The organism is Pseudomonas sp. TMB3-21, assembly GCF_054898145.1.
Window position 1 is genome coordinate 4,692,005 of the sequence record NZ_CM142718.1, and the last position, 21,651, is coordinate 4,713,655.

Sequence of the window (21,651 nt, forward strand, 5' to 3'; positions counted from 1 at the left end):
CCCGCCTTTTTGGCGGGCCGTTGTGTTTTGGTTACGCGATACGGCTGGCGAGGAACGCGCCGCTAGCGTACAAATTACGCTTTTTGACCACCCGGCTTTAAGGCTGATAATGCGACTGGCTTTCCCTACTTTATTGCTCACTGCCGTGGCACTGCTTTTGAGTGCTGCCGGTGTGAATGCCGCCCCACAGCATGCGCTGACCGTGTATGGCGAACCGGCGAAATATCCCGCCAACTTCAGTCATTTTGCCTACACCAATGTACAAGCCCCCAAGGGCGGCACAATGCGCCGCTCGGCGCTGGAGATCGGTCACTACGATCACATCCTTCCTTATATAGACAAGGGCATCGGCGTATCGCAGATCGACGGCCTGCTCTATTCGCCTCTGGCCCAGCGCTCGCAGGATGAACCCTACACCGTGTACGGCCTGGTGGCGCAGCAAATGGAGCGGTCCGATGACGGCCTCTCGCTACGTTTCTACCTGAACCCCGAAGCGCGTTTTGCCGATGGCAAACCGATCACTGCTGAAGACGTGCGGTACACATTCAACCTGCTGATGACCCAAGGCAGTTTGCGCTACCGCACTCAGTTCGCCGACGTCAAAGGCGTCGAGGTAGAGTCGCCGCGCACAGTACGCTTTGACTTCAAGACCAATGAAAACCGCACCCTGCCCCTCGACATCGCGACCCTGCCGGTACTTCCGGAGCATTGGTGGAAGACCCGCGATTTCGCTGGCGGCGGCGGTTACGAACCTCCCTTGGGCAGCGGCCCGTACCGGGTCGGCAAGGTCGACTCCGGGCGCACGATCACTTTTGAACGCAATCCCGACTGGTGGGGCAAGGACCTGCCAGTCAGTCGTGGCCTGTACAACTTCGATCACTTCAGCATCGAGTATTTTGGCGACACAGACGTAGCGAGACAGGTCTTGCGCGGTGGCGCTTACGATTACAACCGCGAATTTTCCGCTACCGGTTACTCGATCGGCTACGACAGCCCGGCGCTTAGCGACGGTCGACTGCAAAAGGCTCACTTGGCACAGAATGCGCCGCAGTCAGCCCAAGGGTTTGTATTCAACCTGCAAAACCCGCTGTTTCAGGACCTGCGCGTGCGCAAGGCCTTGGTTATGCTGTGGGATTTTGAATGGACCAACCGGCAGATGATGCGCGGCCTGTATATCCGCCAGCGAAGTTATTTTTCCAACAGCGAGCTCGCCGCGCTCGAGCTCCCAGACGCTGCCGAACGGGCGATTCTGGAGCCGTTGCGCGGGCAAATACCGGACGAAGTATTTACCCAAGTATTCGAGGCGCCAAAAACCGACGGCAGCGGCATGATCCGCGACAAGCAACTGGAAGCGTTGAAACTGCTCGAACAGGCCGGCTGGAAACCCGATGGCGATCAATTGGTGAATGCCGAAGGAAAGCCCCTGAGCTTCACGTTTCTGATCAGTCAGAACGGCCTGGATCGAATGTTACTTCCGTACAAGCGCACGCTGAAGCAGATCGGTATCGACCTGAACATCCGCCGTATCGATTCGTCTCAATACGTCAATCGCCTGATGTCCCGCGATTACGACATGATCGTCACCGGCTACCCGGTGACCACCTCTCCCGGCAATGAGCTGTACAACTATTTCGGCTCGGTCGCGGCAAACGATCCGGGCTCGAACAATTACATGGTGTTGAAGAACCCGGCCGTCGACACACTGGTCGACGGGCTGGTGCGCGCGTCCACCAAAACCGACATGTTGCGCCACGCCCATGCATTGGACCGGGTGCTGCAATGGAGTTATTACTGGATCCCCAATTACTATCCGCCGGGCAGTTCGACGGTGTGGTGGAACCGCTTCGGAATTCCCAGCGTGCAGGCGGCTAACGACGAAGTCATCGAAAGCTGGTGGGAGGTGAGCACCACGCCACTGACCAACCAGCAGATGACCGCTGAACTGATCAAACGTGGCAGACCCGGAGGGCCGCACTGATGTGGGCTTATATTCTGCGGCGCCTGATATTGATCATCCCGACGCTGGTGATCATTCTTCTGGTCAACTTCATCATTGTGCAGGCTGCACCGGGTGGTCCGGTCGAACAGGCAATCGCGCACCTGCAGGGCATCGGCGGCGGCAGTGTCGGCGGCGGCTCCAGCGAAGTCATGAGCAGCAGCTCGCGCGCCAGTCGCGGCCTTGATCCGCAACTGATCAAGGAAATTGAAAAGCAGTACGGCTTCGATAAACCGGCACCCGAACGCCTGTGGCTGATGCTCAAAAGCTACGCGCAACTGGACTTCGGCAAGAGCTTTTTTCGCGGCGCCACGGTCACCGACCTGATCCTCGAAAAGATGCCGGTGACCATTTCCCTAGGGCTCTGGGCGACGCTGATCACTTATCTGGTGTCCATCCCGCTGGGCATTCGCAAAGCGGTGCGTCATGGCAGTCATTTCGATATCTGGAGCAGCACCGCGATCATCATCGGTTACGCGATGCCGGCGTTTCTCTTCGCGATGTTCCTGATCGTGGTGTTCGCCGGCGGCACGTCGCTGAACTGGTTTCCGGTGCGCGGCCTGGTGTCGGACAACTTCGAGTCCTTGTCGACCGTGGGCAAAATTGCCGATTACTTCTGGCATCTGGTGTTGCCGGTGACGTCGCTGGTTATTGGCGGTTTCGCGACCCTGACCATCCTGACCAAAAATTCCTTCCTCAACGAAATCACCCGCCAATACGTGGTCACCGCCCGCGCCAAAGGCATGAGCGAACGCCGTGTGCTTTACGGCCATGTGTTTCGCAACGCAATGTTGCTGGTGGTGTCGGGTATTCCGCAGGCGTTTATCAGCGTGTTTTTTGCCGGGTCGCTGCTGATCGAAGTGATCTTTTCGCTCGATGGCCTGGGCCGCATGAGTTATGAAGCCGCCGTGTCTCGGGACTATCCGGTGGTGTTCGGTTCGCTGTTCATCTTCACCCTGTTCGGACTCCTGATAAAACTGGTCGGCGACCTGTGTTACACGCTGGTTGACCCGCGCATCGACTTCGCCGCGAGGAATGCCTGATGCTCACGCTCTCGCCGCTGGCCCGTCGCCGCTTGGAACGCTTCAAGAAAAACCGCCGTGGCTGGTGGTCGCTGTGGTTGTTCATCGGTCTGTTTCTGCTGACCCTCGGCGGCGAATTGATCGCCAACGATAAACCGCTGGTCGTCAGCTACCAGGACTCGCTGTATTTCCCGGTGCTCAAACGCCACACCGAACAGGAGTTCGGCGGACAGTTGCCCTTCCAGGCCGACTACCGCAGCGACTATGTGCAGAACCTGATCAGGAAAGACGGTGGCTGGCTGCTGTTTCCGCCGATCCCGTTCAGTGACGACACGCCCAACTATGACTTGAGCAAACCCGCGCCCAGCCCACCATCGAGTGAAAATTGGCTGGGCACGGACGACCAGGCGCGCGACGTCTTGGCCCGGGTGATTTTCGGTGCGCGGGTGTCGATTCTGTTTGCGTTGATGCTGACCGTAATCAGCGCGCTGATCGGTATTGCAGCGGGCGCCCTGCAAGGTTATTACGGCGGCTGGGTCGACTTGATCGGCCAGCGGGTGCTGGAGGTCTGGTCGGGATTGCCGGTGCTGTATTTGCTGATCATCCTCTCGGGGTTCGTCGAGCCGAATTTCTGGTGGCTGCTGGGGATCATGGCCTTGTTTTCGTGGCTGGCACTGGTCGACGTGGTGCGCGCCGAGTTCCTGCGCGGGCGCAATCTGGAATACGTCAAAGCCGCCCGGGCGCTGGGCCTGACCGATCGCAAAGTGATCGTGCGACACATTCTGCCCAACGCGATGAACGCGACGCTGAGTTACTTGCCGTTCATTCTGACCGGAGCGATTTCGACGCTGACGGCGCTGGACTTCCTCGGGTTCGGCATGCCGGCCGGCAGCGCGTCGCTGGGCGAGCTGATCGGTCAGGGCAAGCAGAACCTGCAAGCGCCCTGGCTGGGGCTGACGGCGTTTTTCACGTTGGCGCTGATTCTTTCTTTATTGGTGTTCATAGGCGAGGCATTGCGCGATGCGTTTGATCCCCGATCTTGATCCTCGATCTTGATCCTCGATCTTGATCCTCGATCTTGATCCTCGATCTTGATCCTCGATCTTGATCCTCGATCTTGATCGCCGGACTTGAACAACAATGCTGATGCGGAGATTACAAACTTGAGTCTCAACCTGATCGAAATCCGTGATCTGTGCGTCGCCTTCAATGGTCAGACCGTGGTCCGTAACCTGTGCCTGGACATCCGTCCCGGCGAATGCCTGGCGCTGGTGGGTGAGTCGGGGTCCGGCAAATCGGTCACTGCGCACTCGATCCTGCAATTGCTGCCCGAAACCGGTACCGAGACGACAGGCAGCATTCGCTATCACGGCAAGGAATTGCTCGGTGCCTCGTCCAGGGTTTTGCGGGAACTGCGTGGCAACCGCATCGCGATGATCTTCCAGGAGCCGATGACTTCGCTCAACCCGCTGCACACGATCGAAAAGCAGATTGGCGAAACCCTGTTGCTGCACAAGGGCCTGACCGGCAAACCGGCACAGACGCGCATTCTCGAACTGCTGCAGCTGGTGGGCATTCAGAAACCCCAGGAACGACTCAAGGCGTATCCGCATCAGCTGTCTGGCGGCCAGCGGCAACGGGTGATGATCGCCATGGCGCTGGCCTGCGAACCACAATTGCTGATTGCCGACGAACCGACCACAGCGCTGGACGTGACCGTTCAGCGCAAAATTCTGATTCTGCTCAAATCCCTGCAACAGCGCCTTGGCATGTCGCTGCTGCTGATCAGCCACGACCTCAATCTGGTGCGCAGCATCGCCCAGCGCGTGTGCGTGATGAAGGCCGGCGAAATCGTCGAGCAGGCGACCTGCGAAACCTTGTTCACCGAACCGCAACATCCCTACAGTTGCGTGCTGCTGAACGCTGAGCCGGAAGGTGAAGCGCTGCCCCGGGACGAGCGTGAAAATGTCCTTGAAGTGGACAACCTGAACGTGCAGTTTCAACTGAGCGGAGGCCTGTTTCGGCGCAAGACCTACCTGCGCGCAGTGGATGGCATCAGCTTGAACATCCAGCGCGGCAAGACCCTGGGCATTGTGGGTGAGTCCGGTTCCGGCAAATCGACGCTGGGCCAGGCGATCCTGCGGCTGCTCGATTCCGATGGCAGCATTCGCTTTCAGGGCGAAGCACTGGATGGCTTGACGCAAAAGCAACTGCGGCCATGGCGCAAGAAAATGCAGGTGGTGTTCCAGGATCCGTTTGGCAGTTTGAGCCCGCGTATGTCGGTGGCGCAGATCATCAGCGAAGGCCTTGAAGTGCACAGCCATTCCAGCGCCGTTCAGTGTGACGCGCAGGTCATTCAAGCGCTGCAGGAAGTCGGCCTCGACCCGCTGAGCCGGCACCGTTATCCGCATGAGTTCTCCGGTGGTCAACGCCAGCGTATCGCCATTGCCCGCGCATTGGTGTTGAAACCGGCGCTGATTTTGCTCGATGAACCGACGTCGGCGCTGGATCGCACCGTGCAAAAGCAAGTGGTCGCCCTGCTCCGCCAATTGCAGGAGAAACATGGCCTGACGTATCTGTTTATCAGCCATGATCTGGCAGTCGTGCGCGCGCTGGCGCATGACCTGATTGTGATCAAAGACGGCAAAGTGGTTGAACGCGGTGCCAGTCATGAGGTATTTGATTCGCCGCAGCATCCGTATACCAAAGAGCTGTTGGCGGCGGCGCATGCGCGATAACCCCGTGGGGCCCGTGCACCGCGTTGCGGCCATCGCGAGCAAGCTCGGCTCCCACAGGATCTTCGGCGCTCATGGATTTTATGGTTTCACCGCGAACCTGTAGGAGCCGAGCTTGCTCGCGATGGCGTCCGCACAGGCAATACACAATCAGGATCAGCCCCCATGAACACCACCGAAAGCCTCAAGGATTACCAGCGCGTTCGACTGCTGGCGATCCGTTCGTTGTTCGAAATCATCGAGCAGTCGAGTGAAGGCACGGTGATTGTCGACCGCGACGCCAACATCGTATGGATGAACGAACGCTATGCCCGGCGCTTCGGCCTGGAGTCGGCGGAAGTGGCCATCGGCAAACCTTGCGAAAGCGTGATCCCCGGCAGCCTGCTGCGTGAGGTCGTCCGCACGGGTCGGCCGATCCTGCTCGACATGCAGGACACGCCCAAGGAACCCCTGGTGGTCATGCGTCTGCCAATTCACGACGACGCCGGTGTGGTCATCGGCGCGATCGGTTTTGCCTTGTTCGATGAATTGCGCAGCCTCTCGCCGATGCTCAAGCGCTACATGAGCATGCAGGAAGAGCTTGCTTCCACGCGCTCGTTGCTGCGCGCACGCCAGACCAAATACAACTTCGCCCACTTCATCGGCACCAGCGCGGCGAGCCTGGAAGTCAAACGCCGCGCCCGCCGCAGCGCCAGCGCCGATTCGCCAGTATTGCTGCTGGGCGAAACCGGCACCGGCAAGGAACTGCTCGCGCAGGCCATTCATGGCGCTTCGCCGCGCGCGCACAAAGCCTTTGTCAGCATCAACAGCGCGGCCATCCCCGAGGCGTTGCTGGAAGCGGAGTTTTTCGGCACCGCGCCCGGCGCGTTTACCGGTGCTGATCGCAAAGGCCGCGTCGGCAAGTTGCAGATCGCCCAAGGCGGCACGCTGTTCCTTGATGAAATCGGCGATATGCCGCTGCCGTTGCAGAGCAAATTGTTGCGGGTCTTACAGGAAAAAGAATTCGAGCCGGTCGGCTCCAATGAGGTGATCCAAAGCGATGTGCGGGTGATCGCTGCGACCTCCACCAACCTTGAAGCGGCGATCAAGCGCGGCGAATTCCGTGCTGACTTGTACTACCGCCTCAACGTCCTGCCGATCCAGGTCCCGCCGCTGCGCGATCGTCTGGATGACTTGCCGGCCCTGAGCGAAGCGATTCTCGAAGAACTGCGCAGTCAGCACGAGCTCAACCCTCAAGCACTGGCGTTATTGGCCCAACACGCCTGGCCGGGGAATATTCGCGAGTTGCGCAACGTGCTGGAACGCGCGGCGCTGCTCAGTGATGATCTGGTATTGAACGCCGGGGACATCCGCGCGGCAATCGGGACGTTCACGCCAGTGGAGCGCACCATTTCAACGGTGCTCGAACCGGTTGCGCTGGAAACATTCAACGCGGCACGGGAGCGGTTTGATCGGCAGCTGATTGAGCATGCACTCGCGCAATGCGGGGGCAAAGTCGTTGAGGCGGCGGCCCGATTGGGCTTGGGCCGTTCGACGTTGTACAAGAAGATGGTGGCGTTGGGGGTTGTTGAGTCTCTGTAAAGAGACATTGATCTCCATTGGTAGACAGAGGCTCTTCGCGGGCAAGCCTTGCTCACACAGAGGCTTGATTTTCAGGCGCCAAGGAGATCACCTGTGGGAGCAAGGCTTGCTCGCGAAGGGTCCATCTCAAACATCAAATATCTCCAGATTGAGATATATTCATAACGCCCACGTGAAAATCCGCTAAATATCCATATAAATCAGAATGTTACGAATCTGGCACAAATCTCGCTAAAGCACTCTCCTACCAGCCTCACCCAAAAAAATAACAATCCAGGAGACACACCATGAGTGTGACCATTGCCTTGGCAGCCCTAGCGCTGCTGATGCTCGCCGCCTACCGTGGCTACAGCGTAATCCTCTTCGCCCCGATTGCCGCCCTCGGCGCCGTCCTGCTCACCGACCCATCCGCCGTTGCCCCCGCATTCACCGGGGTGTTCATGGAAAAAATGGTCGGATTCATCAAACTGTATTTCCCGGTGTTCCTGCTCGGTGCGGTGTTTGGCAAGCTGATCGAGTTGTCGGGTTTCTCGCGCTCGATTGTTGCTGCCGCCATTCGCTTGCTCGGCACCCGTCAGGCGATGCTGGTGATCGTATTGGTCTGCGCCTTGCTGACCTACGGCGGCGTATCGCTGTTCGTGGTGGTTTTCGCGGTCTATCCGTTTGCCGCCGAGATGTTCCGCCAGAGCAATATCCCCAAGCGCCTGATCCCGGCGACCATCGCGCTCGGCGCCTTCTCGTTCACCATGGACGCCCTGCCCGGCACACCGCAGATCCAGAACATTATCCCCACCACCTTCTTCAACACAACCGCGTGGGCAGCGCCGTGGCTGGGCGTGATCGGCACGATTTTCGTTTTCAGCGCCGGCATGCTGTTCCTCCAGCGGCAACGCAACAAAGCTCAGCGCAGTGGCGAAGGCTACGGCACCGAGTTGCGCAACGAGCCGGAAACCGCCGCTGACATCAAACTGCCCAACCCGTGGCTCGCCCTCTCGCCATTGCTGGCGGTCGGCATCATGAACCTGCTGTTCACCCATTGGATTCCGCAGTGGTACGGCAAAACCCACAGCCTTGCACTGCCGGGCATGAGCGCGCCGGTCACCACCGAAATCGCCAAACTCACGGCCATTTGGGCGGTTCAGGCAGCGCTGCTGGTCGGCATCCTGATGGTGTTGGCATTCGGCTTCCAGGCGATTCGCAGCAAGTTGGCCGAAGGCAGTAAAAGTGCGGTCAGCGGTGCACTGCTGGCGGCGATGAACACCGCCTCGGAATACGGCTTCGGTGCGGTCATCGCTTCGCTGCCAGGGTTCCTGGTGCTGGCCGACTGGTTGAAGAACATCCCCAATCCGCTGGTCAACGAAGCCGTGACCGTCACCCTGCTGGCGGGCATCACCGGTTCGGCATCGGGCGGCATGAGCATCGCTCTGGCGGCGATGGCCGATGATTTCATCGCAGCGGCAAATGCTGCGAACATTCCCCTGGAAGTGCTGCACCGTGTGGCCTCCATGGCCAGCGGCGGCATGGATACCCTGCCGCACAACGGCGCGGTGATCACCTTGCTCGCGGTGACCGGCCTGACGCACCGCGAAGCCTACAAAGACATTTTCTGTATTACGCTGATCAAGACCCTGGCGGTTTTCGTGGTGATCGGTACGTTCTACGCCACTGGCATTGTGTGAGGTATTGATGACTACTCTTTCAGGCAAGACGGCATTGGTTACCGGCTCCACCAGCGGCATTGGCCTGGGCATCGCCCTGAGCCTGGCGAAGGCGGGTGCGAACCTGATCCTCAATGGTTTCGGCGATGCGGCAACAGTGATCGCCGAGGTCGAGCAACTCAACAAGAGCAGCGGTGGCAAGGTCGGCCATCACCCGGCCGATGTCAGCGACCCGGCGCAGATTGCCGACATGCTGGCCTACGCTGAGCGGGAGTTCGGCGGCGTCGATATTCTGGTCAACAACGCCGGCATTCAGCACGTTTCAGCGGTCGAGGACTTCCCTGTCGAACGCTGGGATTCGATCATCGCGATCAACCTGTCATCGGTATTTCACAGCACACGCTTGAGCTTGCCGGGCATGCGCGCCAAGGGCTGGGGACGGATCATCAACATCGCCTCTGTGCACGGCCAGGTCGGCTCGGTGGGCAAGGCGGCGTACGTGGCGGCGAAACACGGCGTCATCGGTCTGACTAAAGTGGTCGGCCTGGAAACGGCCACCAGCAACGTGACCTGCAACGCGATCTGCCCGGGCTGGGTCCTGACGCCGCTGGTGCAGAAGCAGATTGATGACCGCATCGCCACCGGGACCGATCCGCAACAGGCGCAGCATGATCTGCTTGCCGAAAAGCAACCGTCGCTGGAGTTTGTGACCCCGCCGCAGTTGGGTGAACTGGTGCTGTTCCTGTGCAGCGAGGCCGGCAGCCAGGTGCGCGGGGCCGCGTGGAATATTGATGGTGGGTGGCTGGCGCAGTAACTGTTCGACAGACCGCGTTATCGTTCTTCGCGAGCAGGCTCGCTCCCACATCCAAAGGTGATTCTCTGTGGGAGCGAGCCTGCTCGCGAATGGATCCGAAGGTAGAAAAAGAGGCAACTCATGTCTGACATCCTCTGGCAACCCAGCGCCCAACGCATCGGCAAAACGCGCATGCACGCTTTCCGGCGCTTCATCAACAATCGCCATCACCTGAAGATTGATGACTACCCTGCCCTGCACCAGTGGTCCATCGATCAACGGGAGGATTTCTGGCAGGCGATCGTCGATTTCTTCGACCTGCGCTTTCACGCGCAACCAGACGCGGTGCTGATCGAAGGCGCGCAAATGCCCAGCGCCCATTGGTTTCCCGGGGCCACGCTGAACTTCGCCGAGCACTTGCTGCGTCGACGCGACGATGCCGTGGCGGTAATCGCCATCGGCGAGAGCGGGCAGCGCGAACAGCTGACCTGGGCAGAACTGGCAGAACACGTCGCCGGTTTTCAGAACAGCCTGCAGGCGGCTGGCATCGGCATCGGCGATCGCGTTGCCGCGTGCATGCCCAATACCTGGCAAACGCTGGTGGCCATGCTCGCCACCACCAGCCTCGGTGCGATCTGGTCGTGCTCGTCGCCCGACTTCGGCACTCAAGGCGTGATCGACCGTTTCGGCCAGATCGAACCGAAAGTGCTGATCACCTGCGCCGGCTACCATTACGCCGGCAAGGACATCGACCAGACGGCAAGGTCAACGAAATACTCGAGCGCCTGCCGACGCTGCAGCAATTGATCGTTGTGCCATATGCGCGACCGCAGGCACGCATCGAGCACTTCCACACTCAGGCCGACGTCGCGTTGTGGGATGACTTCTACGAAGCGGGCGGCGAACCTGACTTCGTCGCCGTAGCCTTCGATCATCCGCTGTACATCCTCTATTCCAGCGGCACCACCGGCGTGCCCAAATGCATCATCCACGGCACCGGCGGCGTGCTCTTGCAACACGTCAAGGAACACGGCCTGCATTGCGATCTCGGCCCCGGCGACCGTTTGTTCTACTACACCACCTGCGGCTGGATGATGTGGAACTGGCTGGTCTCGGCCCTCGCGGTCGGCAGCGCGGTGGTGCTGTACGACGGTTCGCCCTTTCATCCTGGGCCCGAGCGTTTGATCGATCTGATCGACGACGAGCGCATCAGCGTTTTCGGCACCAGCCCGAAGTTCCTCGCGACTCTCGAAAGCAGCGGCGTAAAACCTCGGCAAAGCCATGAGCTGGACAGCCTGAAAATCCTCTTGTGCACCGGCTCCGCGCTGTCTCCGCAGAGTTATGACTACGTCTATCGGGATTTCAAAAGCGAGTTGTGCCTGGCGTCGATGTCGGGCGGTACCGACATCGTCTCGTGCTTTGTGAATGGCAATCCGCTGGAGCCAGTGTGTCGCGGCGAAATCCAGGGCAAAAGCCTCGGCATGGCCGTTGAAGTCTGGAACGACGCCGGCAGCCCGGTGATCGGCGAGAAAGGTGAGCTGGTCTGCACCCGTCACTTCCCCGCCATGCCCATAGGCTTGTGGAATGATGTGAGTGGAGACAAATTGCGCGCGTCCTATTTCAGGCTGTTCCCCGGCGTCTGGGCGCAGGGAGATTACGCCGAACAGTTGCCTCACGGCGCGATGCTGATTCATGGCCGCTCCGACGCGGTACTCAATCCCGGCGGTGTGCGCATCGGCACAGCGGAAATTTATCGTCAGGTAGAAAAAGTCCCGCAGGTCACTGACAGCGTCGCTATCGGCCAGCAATGGCAGGACGACGTGCGCGTGGTGTTGTTCGTGCGCCTGCAGGACGGCGTCGAGCTTGACGACGCGTTGCGAGAACGAATCCGCCAGGTGATTCGCGCCAACACAACCCCGCGTCATGTACCGGTAAAAATCGTCGCGGTCACGGACATTCCGCGGACCATCAGCGGCAAAGTCGTCGAATTGGCAGTACGCAACGTGGTGCATGGCCAACCGGTCAAAAACACCGATGCGCTGGCCAATCCCGAAGCGCTCGAACAGTTTCGTCAGCGCCCGGAGCTGCTTGATTGACTGGCCGCGACTGTTATGCAGAATGCCAGGTTTGACTCGCAGCCCAGCCTGACCGAAGCTGGCTGCTTTGCAAAAGCTTGCCAGCTTCGGATATTTGCATGCCCAAGTCCCGCCGCTACCTGATCATCAGCCTGTGCGTTTTGCTCGCCATCGGCGTCGCCTGGCTGTACCTGCGCAGCAGCACGCCGGTGATACCGGAAGCGATCAAGCGCGGCTACAGCGAAGCCTTGATCCAGGCCCGCGAAGGCCGCCCAGGTGCCGCGCGGGTGCTTTATCAGCAACTCGCCCGCCCGGACATCTCGCCCAAGCGGCGCATCTGGCTGCACGCCGAACTGCCCAATTACCCCAGCTCGGTCGCCTTGAAACTGGCCGGCGTCGACCTGCAGCACCCATCGGCGACTGTGCGCATCGCTGCTATTCAAAGCATCAGCGGACTGGTTCCCGGCGGGCAACGCAGTTTGCTCCTCGGGCCATTGCTGGACGACAGCGATCAAAGCGTCCGATTTGCCGCCGTGAATGCCCTGCTCGGCTTGTCACCGGACAATCTCGGCCTGTATTTCGGGCCTTTGCAGCAGGCGGTCGATGCGTGGAAGCAAGCACTGAAAAACACCCCGGAGACCGCTGACAACCAGATCCAGCTGGCCCGATTGCACGTGCACAATGGCGAGTACAAAGAAGCGCAGCTGGCCCTCGAACACACCTTGCGCCTTGCCCCGGATAATCTGCCGGCGCTGGTGATGCAGATCGAAGTGCTGGACAAACAGGGCCAGAGTGAAGCGGCTCGCCTGTTGCTGGCCAGGCAATTGAAAGCACAGCCCGATTCGGCCTATCTGCAACATGCGCTGGGCATGTGGCTGCTGCACCACGATCAAAGTGAGTTCGCTTTGCTTGGCTTATCCAAAGCCGTCGAGCTGGAACCCGACAACAAGAACTACCGCTACGACCTCGCGACCACGCTGCACGACCAGGAAGAACTGGAAGCGGCGCAGAAACAGTTGCAGGAGATCGTTCAGCGCTACCCCGCCGACCGTCGCGCCCGGGTCCTGCTGATCAATTACTGGAAGGAAAGTGGCCAGTTGCAGAATGTGCAGATTCTGCTCGCGCAACTCGAACAATTGAATCCAGACGACCCGGCCCTTCAACAGGGCCTGTAATAACCGCTAAATATTGTGGAACCGCTCTCTCGGCCAAAGGTCAAGTGATCAGGCAGTTCATTCAGGCTATTCAGGCTTGCTGCCTCACTTCCCCTAGTCATGAGAGGGCTTTTTTTGACTACGTCTAACGAGTTGTTCAGTGCAAAAGCCGCCACCGGCATCGAAGGTCTGGATGACATCCTGGCCGGTGGCTTGTCTCGCGGTCACGTCTTCCTGCTGGAAGGCGAACCCGGCACCGGTAAAACCACGGTTGCTTTGCAATTTTTAATGGCCGGCGCAAGAGCCGGTGAGCGCTCGTTGTACATCACCCTTTCCGAAACCGAGCATGAGTTGCGCCAGGGCGCGCGGTCACATGGCTGGGAGCTGGATGAAAACATCCACATCTTCGAGCTGACCCCGCCGGAAAGCCTGCTTAACGCTGAGCACCAGCAAAGTCTGCTCTACTCCTCCGACCTTGAATTGGGCGAAGCCACCCGGCAGATTTTCGAAGTGGTCGAACGCGTCAAACCGACCCGCGTGGTGCTCGACAGCCTCTCCGAGATTCGTCTGCTGGCGCAGAGTTCGCTGCGTTACCGTCGGCAGATCCTCGCGATCAAACATTACTTCGTGCGCTATGACGCTACGGTAGTGTTGCTGGATGACTTGACCACTGAATCCCTCGACAAGACTGTGCACAGTGTCGCGCACGGTGTCATCCGCCTTGAGGAGTTGACCCCTAACTATGGTGCTGAACGCCGCCGCGTTCGCGTGGTGAAATACCGCGGGCAGAAATACCGTGGCGGCTTTCACGACTTCACCATCATGGGCGATGGCGTGCATGTGTTTCCGCGGCTGGTGGCGGCCGAGCATCGCGGCGGCTATGACCGCCTGCAATTGTCCAGCGGGATCAAGGAAATGGACGCCCTGCTCGGCGGCGGTATCGAAACCGGCTCCGGCACCTTGATCCTGGGTCCGGCCGGTACCGGTAAATCGCTGATCTCGATGATCTTCGCTGCCGCTGCCGTGGCTCGTGGCGAGAAAGCCGCGCTGTTCATCTTCGACGAAGAACTCGGTCTGCTGTTCGAGCGCATGAAGAACATGGGCATCGATCTCAAAGCCTTGCAAGCCACCGGCAATCTGTTGATCGAGCAAGTCGACGCCGCAGAGCTGTCGCCGGGCGAGTTTTCACACCGCGTGCGCCGCTGCGTCGATGAGCGCGATATCAAGACTGTTGTGATCGACAGCATCAACGGCTATCAGGCCGCAATGCCGGAAGAGAATGCGTTGGTCTTGCACATGCATGAGTTGCTGCTCTACCTCAACCGCCGTGGCGCCGCAACATTCATGACAGTCGCCCAGCATGGCCTGGTCGGCGACATGAAGGCACCCGTCGACATTACTTATCTGGCCGACACCGTGATTCTGCTGCGTTACTTCGAGGCGCTGGGCCAGGTCCGCCGGGCGATTTCGGTCATCAAGAAACGCACGGGTAGCCACGAGTCGACCATTCGCGAATATCGCATCAGTTCGACCGGGATGACCATCGGCAAGCCGCTGGATTCGTTCCAGGGCGTGCTGCGCGGGGTGCCAACCTACATGGGTGAAAGCAAGCCGCTGCTTGAGGAAGAAGCCCAGTGAATGTCGGGCACGCGACCTCCGAACGCGCAATTATCCTCGCGCCACTTGGACGTGACAGCCAGCTTGCGTTAATGATGCTCAATGAAGCGGGTTACGATGGCATCATCACCCGCAACCTGATGGAGCTTTGCGCGGAGCTGGAGAACGGTGCGGGCCTGTTGCTGATTTCTTCCGAGGCTCTGCTTGGCAGTGATCTCGGGCCGCTGTTCAGCCTGATCGAGGAACAGCCAGCGTGGTCGGATCTGCCTATCGTGCTGCTGACATATCACGGTGGTCCGGAACAAAATCCCGCGTCCCGCTTTGGCCCGCAGTTGGGCAACGTCACGTTCCTGGAGCGTCCTTTCCATCCGGTCACGCTGATCAGTCTGGTAACCACGGCGCTGCGTGGGCGCCGACGACAGTACGAAGCCAGGGATCGGTTGATCGACCTGAGTCAAAGTGAATTGCGATTGCAGACCACCCTCGAAACCCTGGAACAACAGGTCGAGGAGCGCACAGCCCAATTGCGTCACAATGAAGAAGCGCTGCGCCAGTCGCAAAAAATGGAAGCGGTCGGTCAACTCACCGGCGGTATCGCCCACGACTTCAACAACATGCTGACCGGCATCATTGGCAGCCTGGAGTTGCTGCGCCGGCGCCTGGCCCGGGGCCGCACCGATGATCTGGATGGCCTGATCGATTTGGGCGTGACCTCCGCCAACCGCGCGGCCGGTCTGACCCATCGGCTGCTGGCTTTTTCCAGACGCCAGTCGCTGGATTCGAAACCCGTCGAGATGAACTCACTGGTCGTTTCGATGGGCGAATTGCTGCAACGCAGTATCAATGAAACTATTCACATGGATATGCAACTGGACCCGCAATTGTGGGTGGCGGAGGCCGATCCCAATCAGCTGGAAAGCGCCCTGCTCAACCTGGTGATCAACGCCCGCGACGCCATGCCGACCGGCGGCAACCTGGTGGTCAAAACCAGCAATCAATACCTGGATGCGAACTTCACCGCAGCCCACGGTAATCTCGAACCCGGAGACTATGTGGTGCTAAGCGTTACGGACACTGGTTGCGGCATGCCACAAAGCACCATCAACCGCGCCTTTGACCCGTTCTTCACCACCAAACCCATCGGCCAGGGCACCGGGCTTGGCTTGTCGATGATCTACGGTTTCAGCAAACAATCGCGCGGTCACGTGATGATCGATAGCCAAGAAGGCAGAGGCACTACGGTGAACCTGTACCTGCCGCGTTTCGGGGGCGACATCCATCAGGAAGAACCCGTCGATATTCAACACGCGCTGATCGCCGAGAACGGTGAAACCGTGCTGATCGTCGAGGATGATCCCGCTGTGCGCGTACTGGTCAGCACGGTGCTGAGTGACCTGGGTTACGCCTTCGTTGAAGCCGTCGACGCCCCTAGCGCAGTGCCGATCCTCAACTCGGCTCAACGCATTGATCTTTTGATCAGCGACGTCGGCCTGCCCGGGATGAATGGTCGGCAACTGGCGGAAATCGGCCGGCAATACCGGCCGGACCTCAAGGTGCTGTTCATCACCGGGTACGCAGAACATGCGGCCGTGCGCGGCGGGTTTCTTGACCCGGGCATGCAGATGATCACCAAGCCGTTTACCTTTGATTTGCTGACGGCGAAGGTGCGGGAAATGATTCGGATCTGACGGTTCCGCGCGCAGTCCTGCGTCAACATGAAACCGCTGCCCGGTCTGGACCCTGAGCACAAAAACGGCCGACCCGCATGGCGGATCAGCCGTACTCAGGACACTCTGCGAACGATCAGGCGCTCAGCGAATAAATCAACGCCGATATCGCCACCAGCCCTACCGCGGCCACAAAAACATTGGAAGCTTGCCCGCGATACCGAGCCATCGCCGGCACCTTGCGAATGGCATACATCGGCATCAAGAACAGAATCGCCGCGATGATCGGGCCGCCCAGCGTCTCGATCATGCCCAGAATGCTCGGATTCAGTGTCGCGACAATCCAGCAAACCACCAGCATGAACGCCGCCGTCAGACGGTCCAGCGTCTTCGGCGCCGGACGCTTGCCGCTCTTCACGATCAAGCCTTTCAAGCCTTCACTGGCACCGATGTAATGCCCGAGAAAGGATTTCGAAATCGCCACAAACGCGATCAGTGGCGCCGCAAAAGCGATGGTCGGGTTGCTGAAGTGATTCGCCAGGTACGACAGGATCGACAGGTTCTGCGCCTTCGCTTCTGCCAGCTGCGCCGGCGACAGGGTCAGCACGCAACTGAAGACGAAGAACAGCACCATCACCACCATCAACGCATGAGCGCACGACAGGATCTGCGAACTGCGCTCCTCGGCGTGCTCGCCGTAACGACGCTTCTGGTCTACCGCGAACGCCGAGATGATCGGCGAATGGTTGAACGAGAACACCATCACCGGAATCGCCAGCCACAGCGTGTGCAGCAGCGCCGACGGCTCCGGCAGCGTGGTTGCCGTGATGAGAATGCCGCCATTCCAGTGCGGGATCAGGAACACCGCCAGAAACAGCAGCGCGACGATAAACGGATACACCATCAGGCTCATGGCCTTGATGATCACCTGCTCGCCGCAACGCACCACCGCCAGCAAACCAAGGATCAGTACCAGCGACAGAATCGCGCGCGGTGGCGGCGTGATGTGCAATTGATGTTCGAGGAAACTGCCCACGGTATTGGTCAACGCCACACTGTAGATCAGCAGGATCGGGAAAATCGCGAAGAAATACAGCAGAGTGATCAGGGCTCCGGCCTTGATGCCGAAATGCTCTTCGACCACTTCCGTGATGTCCGCGCCTTCGCGGCCGGATAATACAAATCGGGTCAGGCCACGGTGCGCATAAAACGTCATCGGAAATGCCAACACGGCAAGAATCAGCAACGGCCAGAAACCGCCGAGCCCCGCATTGATCGGTAAAAACAGCGTGCCGGCACCGATTGCTGTGCCGAACAGGCCGAGCATCCAGGTGGTGTCATGGCGGTTCCAGCTTGTCAGCGTCGCTGGTGTCGCCGTTACATAGCGTTCATCGACGCTATTGGCCTGATCTTTCATCCGGTGGGATCTCCACATTCCGGTCAGTTGCTACCCGGCCAGGACGAGTCGGAAAAATCCGACAGGCAGCGCCCTGGTCGAAACAGGGGCGCGATTGTCCGGGATAAATGAACAGAAGCAAAGACTTGGCTGAGGAGCGGTTAAGCGAATCGGCCAGCTGAACTCAGCTTCCCCAGGTGGGAGCGAGCTTTTGTGGCGAGGGGACTTGTCCCCGTAAGGCTGCGCAGCAGCCCCAAATACAACCCGTTAGCAATTGCCGGATGCATCCATGTCTCATAATGCGGGAACGCCAAACAGCAGCACCCTCGATAACCGTCTACCGTCATGCATTCATAAGCAATCCTCATCCAACTGGAGGTCCGCGCCATGCCACTGGTCCGCGTCAGCATCAAACAGCAAGAAGATCCCACGTACGCCAAACGCATCGGCCAACTCATCTACGCGGCCATGCACAGCGCCATAAACGTGCCAGAGAGCGATAACTTTCAGATTCTTAGCGAACACGATGAACAGCACTTCATCTACGACCCGCAATACCTGGGTATCAGCCGCACCGACAACCTGGTGATCATCCAGATCACGCTCAGCGAAGGCCGAACCGTCGACCAGAAGAAGCTGCTCTACAAGACCATCGCCGAAAGCCTCAATGCGCAACTGGCGATACGCCTCGAAGATGTGTTCATCAATCTGGTTGAAGTGAAAAAGGAAAACTGGTCGTTCGGTAACGGAATCGCTCAATACGCATTGTGATGATTTCACGCCCCGTGGTGCGGGTTCTGCTCGGTTCGATGAAATTTTTCATGCGGCAACAAACTTTCTCGTCCGCCAAAAATCTTCCGTCGCCGATGCGGCTATGATCATCTGGAGGCGGTGGTCTTTGCTCATTGCCAAAGCAGATTCGAGCCAGCACCCTCAAGCGATATTCGAGCCACAGGAGCCCAGCATGCCCGCAACCGTTCTGGTACTGGTTGAAACCATCAACGATTATTTGCCGATCCTCGAACATCAGGGTTTCCACCTGATTCTGGCTCCGACTCCTGCTGAACGCGCTGAGGCCATCGCGACCCACGGTGCGCGAATCGATGCCGTATTGACGCGCGGGCCTCTGGGCCTGTATGCCGAAGAGATGGCCGCCCTGCCCCTGCTCAAGATCATCTGCGTGATCGGCGCCGGTTACGAACACGTCGATCTGCAGGCTGCGTCCGACCGCGGCATCACCGTGACCAACGGCGCCGGCGTCAATGCCTCCTCGGTCGCCGACCACGCCATGGCGATGCTGCTTGCACTGGTGCGTGACATTCCCCGCTGCGACGCCGCCGTACGCCGTGGGGAATGGCCGAAAATCATGCGCCCCTCGCTGGCCGGCAAGCACCTGGGCATTCTGGGGCTCGGCGCGGTCGGGATGGCCATTGCCAAACGCGCCGCCAACGGTTTCGAGATGAAGGTCAGTTACCACAACCGCCAGCAGCGCAGCGACGTACCTTACGCATTCTGCTCAACGCCCACTGAACTGGCGCGCGCTTCAGACTTTCTGGTGATCGCCACTCCTGGCGGACTGGGCACCAGGCATCTGATCAACCGATCGGTGCTGGACGCCCTGGGACCTAACGGGTTCATCGTGAATATCGCGCGCGCCAGCGTCATTCAGACTGCTGATTTGATTGGTGCTCTTGAACAGCGACGCATTGCCGGCGCAGCACTCGATGTATTCGATCACGAGCCCCTGGTGCCAGACGCGGTCAAGGCCCTGAGCAACGTGATCCTGACGCCGCACGTTGCAGGGCTGTCGCCGGAAGCTACCAAGGGCACCGTCGAACTGGTCGGCCGCAACCTGGCGGCATTCTTTTCCGGGCAACCGGTTTTGACACCGATTGACTTGCCGACAGCGGAGAGTCAGGCGGTCCTGTAGGACAATTCAAACGGGCGTATCAAGAGCAATGATTGCCCGGCAACACGCTCACCTATAAGGGGTGATCGTAGTTGTCGCTGTCCCGTGCGCGCATTAGATTAGCCAATAGTTTCAGGCCTCCAGAATAAGCAGAAGGGATAAGCATGGCGCTTACTGACCAATCCACCCAAATCCGAACCGGCGAAGAACTCGATGCCAGCCTGATCGATCCGTACCTCAAAGCGCACATTCCAGCCCTGAGCGGTTTGCCCCGCATCAGCCAGTTTCCTGGTGGCGCGTCCAACCTGACTTACCTGCTCGAATACCCGCAACAGGAATTTGTCCTGCGACGCCCGCCGTTCGGCCACAAAGCCAAGTCCGCCCACGACATGGGCCGCGAGTTCCGCATCCTCAATCAATTGCGCGACGGTTTCCCGTATTGCCCGAAAGCCTATGTGCACTGCACTGACGAGTCAGTGATCGGCGCCGAGTTCTACGTGATGGAGCGGGTCAAGGGGATCATCCTGCGCTCCGATCTGCCGCCGGAACTGGGCCTGGACTCGACGAAAACCGAAGCATTGTGCAAGAGCTTCATCGACAAATTCGTCGAACTGCACCAAGTCGATTACAACGCCTGCGGACTGGGCGACCTGGGTAAACCGGAAGGTTACGTTGCGCGGCAAATCAAGGGCTGGAGCGAGCGCTATGAAAAGGCGCTGACCCCGGACGCGCCGCAGTGGGAGGCGGTGAAGGCCTGGCTTAACGACAAGATGCCCGCCGATCACCCGACTTCAAGCATCGTGCACAACGACTATCGCTTCGACAACGTGATCCTCGACCCGACCAACCCGATGCAGATTATCGGCGTGCTCGACTGGGAACTCACTACCTTGGGCGATCCGCTGATGGATCTGGGCAACACCCTCGCCTACTGGATCGAAGCCGGCGACCCGGCGCCGGTGCAATTGCTGCGCCGTCAGCCGAGCCATGCGCCGGGCATGCTCACCCGCCGCGAATTCGTAGATTATTACGCGCAGCGCTCGGGCATCCAGATCGACAACTTCGACTTCTATTACACCTACGGACTGTTTCGCCTGGCCGGTATCGTGCAGCAGATCTATTACCGTTTCTTCCATGGTCAGACCCAGGACAAACGCTTCGCGCCGTTTATTCACATGAACAAACTGCTCGAGCAGATGAGCCTGCAGGTCATTCAGAAATCCAGCCTTTGATCGCCGTTGACCAATAACAAGACCTTTCATAAGGGAATCCCATGTCCAAGACTCAGTTGTTCGACCTCGATGGCAAGATCGCTTTTGTGTCCGGTGCCAGCCGCGGCATCGGCGAAGCCATCGCCAAGTTGCTGGCCCAGCAAGGTGCCCACGTGATCGTCTCGAGCCGCAAGCTCGAAGGCTGCCAGCATGTCGCCGACGCCATTATCGCCGCTGGCGGCAAAGCCACCGCGGTCGCTTGCCACATCGGTGAAATGGAACAGATCAGCCAGGTCTTTGCCGGCATCCGCGAACAGTTCGGCCGCCTCGACATTCTGGTCAACAACGCAGCGACCAACCCGCAATTCTGCAACGTACTGGACACCGACCTCGGGGCTTTCCAGAAGACGGTCGACGTGAACATTCGCGGCTACTTCTTCATGTCGGTCGAAGCCGGCAAACTGATGCGCGACAACGGCGGCGGCAGCATCATCAACGTGGCCTCGATCAACGGTATTTCCCCGGGGATTTTCCAGGGCATCTATTCAGTGACCAAGGCTGCGGTAATCAACATGACCAAGGTATTCGCCAAGGAATGTGCGCAGTTCAACATTCGTTGCAATGCCTTGCTACCGGGTCTGACTGATACCAAGTTTGCTTCGGCGCTGGTGAAGAACGATGCGATCCTGAAGACGGCGCTGGCGCAGATTCCGCTCAAGCGTGTGGCGGACCCGAGCGAGATGGCAGGTGCGGTGTTGTTTCTGGCGAGTGATGCGTCGAGTTACACGACGGGGGTTTCGTTGAATGTGGATGGTGGTTTTCTGTCGTGAGCCATTG

15 protein-coding genes and 1 pseudogene are annotated in these 21,651 nt (G+C 59.2%); 15 read left to right on the forward strand and 1 reads right to left on the reverse strand.

What is annotated here, in order from left to right:
* Nucleotides 1-109 precede the first annotated feature (109 nt).
* The 11 genes and pseudogenes from ACYZTS_RS21305 to ACYZTS_RS21355 all read left to right on the forward strand — a co-directional run bounded on the left by ACYZTS_RS21305 (nucleotide 110) and on the right by ACYZTS_RS21355 (nucleotide 16,319).
* On the forward strand, nucleotides 110-1,978 hold the full coding sequence (locus tag ACYZTS_RS21305; protein WP_461991862.1) for an extracellular solute-binding protein: 1,869 nt from the start codon (nucleotides 110-112) through the stop codon (nucleotides 1,976-1,978).
* Nucleotides 1,978-3,039, forward strand: coding sequence for a microcin C ABC transporter permease YejB (locus ACYZTS_RS21310; RefSeq protein ID WP_461991864.1), 1,062 nt, complete (start codon nucleotides 1,978-1,980; stop codon nucleotides 3,037-3,039). The genes ACYZTS_RS21305 and ACYZTS_RS21310 overlap by 1 nt, the downstream gene beginning before the upstream one ends.
* The gene (locus ACYZTS_RS21315) at nucleotides 3,039-4,061 is read left to right on the forward strand and encodes an ABC transporter permease (protein WP_028622799.1); all 1,023 of its coding nucleotides are present in this window, start codon (nucleotides 3,039-3,041) and stop codon (nucleotides 4,059-4,061) included. Before ACYZTS_RS21310 ends, ACYZTS_RS21315 begins: the two co-directional genes overlap by 1 nt.
* 120 nt (nucleotides 4,062-4,181) lie before the next feature.
* Nucleotides 4,182-5,756, forward strand: coding sequence for an ABC transporter ATP-binding protein (locus tag ACYZTS_RS21320; RefSeq protein ID WP_461991865.1), 1,575 nt, complete (start codon nucleotides 4,182-4,184; stop codon nucleotides 5,754-5,756).
* 162 nt (nucleotides 5,757-5,918) lie between these two features.
* Nucleotides 5,919-7,334, forward strand: a complete 1,416-nt coding sequence (locus ACYZTS_RS21325) for a sigma-54 interaction domain-containing protein (protein ID WP_028622802.1) — start codon at nucleotides 5,919-5,921, stop codon at nucleotides 7,332-7,334.
* A 287-nt stretch (nucleotides 7,335-7,621) separates the two neighbouring features.
* Nucleotides 7,622-9,013, forward strand: coding sequence for a GntP family permease (locus ACYZTS_RS21330; RefSeq protein WP_028622803.1), 1,392 nt, complete (start codon nucleotides 7,622-7,624; stop codon nucleotides 9,011-9,013).
* 7 nt (nucleotides 9,014-9,020) lie between these two features.
* Nucleotides 9,021-9,806: a 3-hydroxybutyrate dehydrogenase gene (locus ACYZTS_RS21335; protein WP_461991868.1), complete on the forward strand. Its 786-nt coding sequence runs from the start codon at nucleotides 9,021-9,023 to the stop codon at nucleotides 9,804-9,806.
* 120 nt (nucleotides 9,807-9,926) lie between these two features.
* Nucleotides 9,927-11,881 (forward strand): annotated as a pseudogene (locus ACYZTS_RS21340) (acetoacetate--CoA ligase).
* Nucleotides 11,882-11,979: 98 nt separating this feature from the next.
* Complete coding sequence (locus ACYZTS_RS21345) at nucleotides 11,980-13,035, forward strand: tetratricopeptide repeat protein (protein WP_461991870.1); 1,056 nt, start codon at nucleotides 11,980-11,982, stop codon at nucleotides 13,033-13,035.
* Nucleotides 13,036-13,149: 114 nt separating this feature from the next.
* A complete protein-coding gene (locus tag ACYZTS_RS21350) occupies nucleotides 13,150-14,652 on the forward strand; it encodes an ATPase domain-containing protein (RefSeq protein WP_028622807.1) in 1,503 nt (500 codons plus the stop codon).
* Nucleotides 14,649-16,319 carry an ATP-binding protein gene (locus ACYZTS_RS21355; protein WP_028622808.1) on the forward strand — a complete coding sequence of 557 codons (1,671 nt, stop codon included), beginning with the start codon at nucleotides 14,649-14,651 and terminating at the stop codon, nucleotides 16,317-16,319. The genes ACYZTS_RS21350 and ACYZTS_RS21355 overlap by 4 nt, the downstream gene beginning before the upstream one ends.
* Before the next feature lie 115 nt (nucleotides 16,320-16,434).
* On the opposite strand, the gene ACYZTS_RS21360 is transcribed toward ACYZTS_RS21355, so the two are convergent.
* Nucleotides 16,435-17,715 carry a serine/threonine transporter gene (locus tag ACYZTS_RS21360; RefSeq protein ID WP_461991872.1) on the reverse strand — a complete coding sequence of 427 codons (1,281 nt, stop codon included), beginning with the start codon at nucleotides 17,713-17,715 and terminating at the stop codon, nucleotides 16,435-16,437.
* Nucleotides 17,716-18,081: 366 nt separating this feature from the next.
* On the opposite strand from ACYZTS_RS21360, the gene ACYZTS_RS21365 reads away from it, so the two are divergent.
* The 4 genes from ACYZTS_RS21365 to ACYZTS_RS21380 all read left to right on the forward strand — a co-directional run bounded on the left by ACYZTS_RS21365 (nucleotide 18,082) and on the right by ACYZTS_RS21380 (nucleotide 21,644).
* Entirely contained in the window at nucleotides 18,082-18,465 is a 384-nt protein-coding gene (locus ACYZTS_RS21365; protein WP_461991874.1) for a tautomerase family protein, read from the forward strand.
* Between the two features lie 193 nt (nucleotides 18,466-18,658).
* Complete coding sequence (locus ACYZTS_RS21370) at nucleotides 18,659-19,624, forward strand: 2-hydroxyacid dehydrogenase (RefSeq protein ID WP_461991876.1); 966 nt, start codon at nucleotides 18,659-18,661, stop codon at nucleotides 19,622-19,624.
* A gap of 143 nt (nucleotides 19,625-19,767) precedes the next feature.
* On the forward strand, nucleotides 19,768-20,835 hold the full coding sequence (locus tag ACYZTS_RS21375) for a phosphotransferase family protein (RefSeq protein ID WP_028623049.1): 1,068 nt from the start codon (nucleotides 19,768-19,770) through the stop codon (nucleotides 20,833-20,835).
* Between the two features lie 41 nt (nucleotides 20,836-20,876).
* A complete protein-coding gene (locus ACYZTS_RS21380) occupies nucleotides 20,877-21,644 on the forward strand; it encodes an SDR family oxidoreductase (protein WP_028623050.1) in 768 nt (255 codons plus the stop codon).
* The last annotated feature ends 7 nt before the right edge of the window (nucleotides 21,645-21,651 follow it).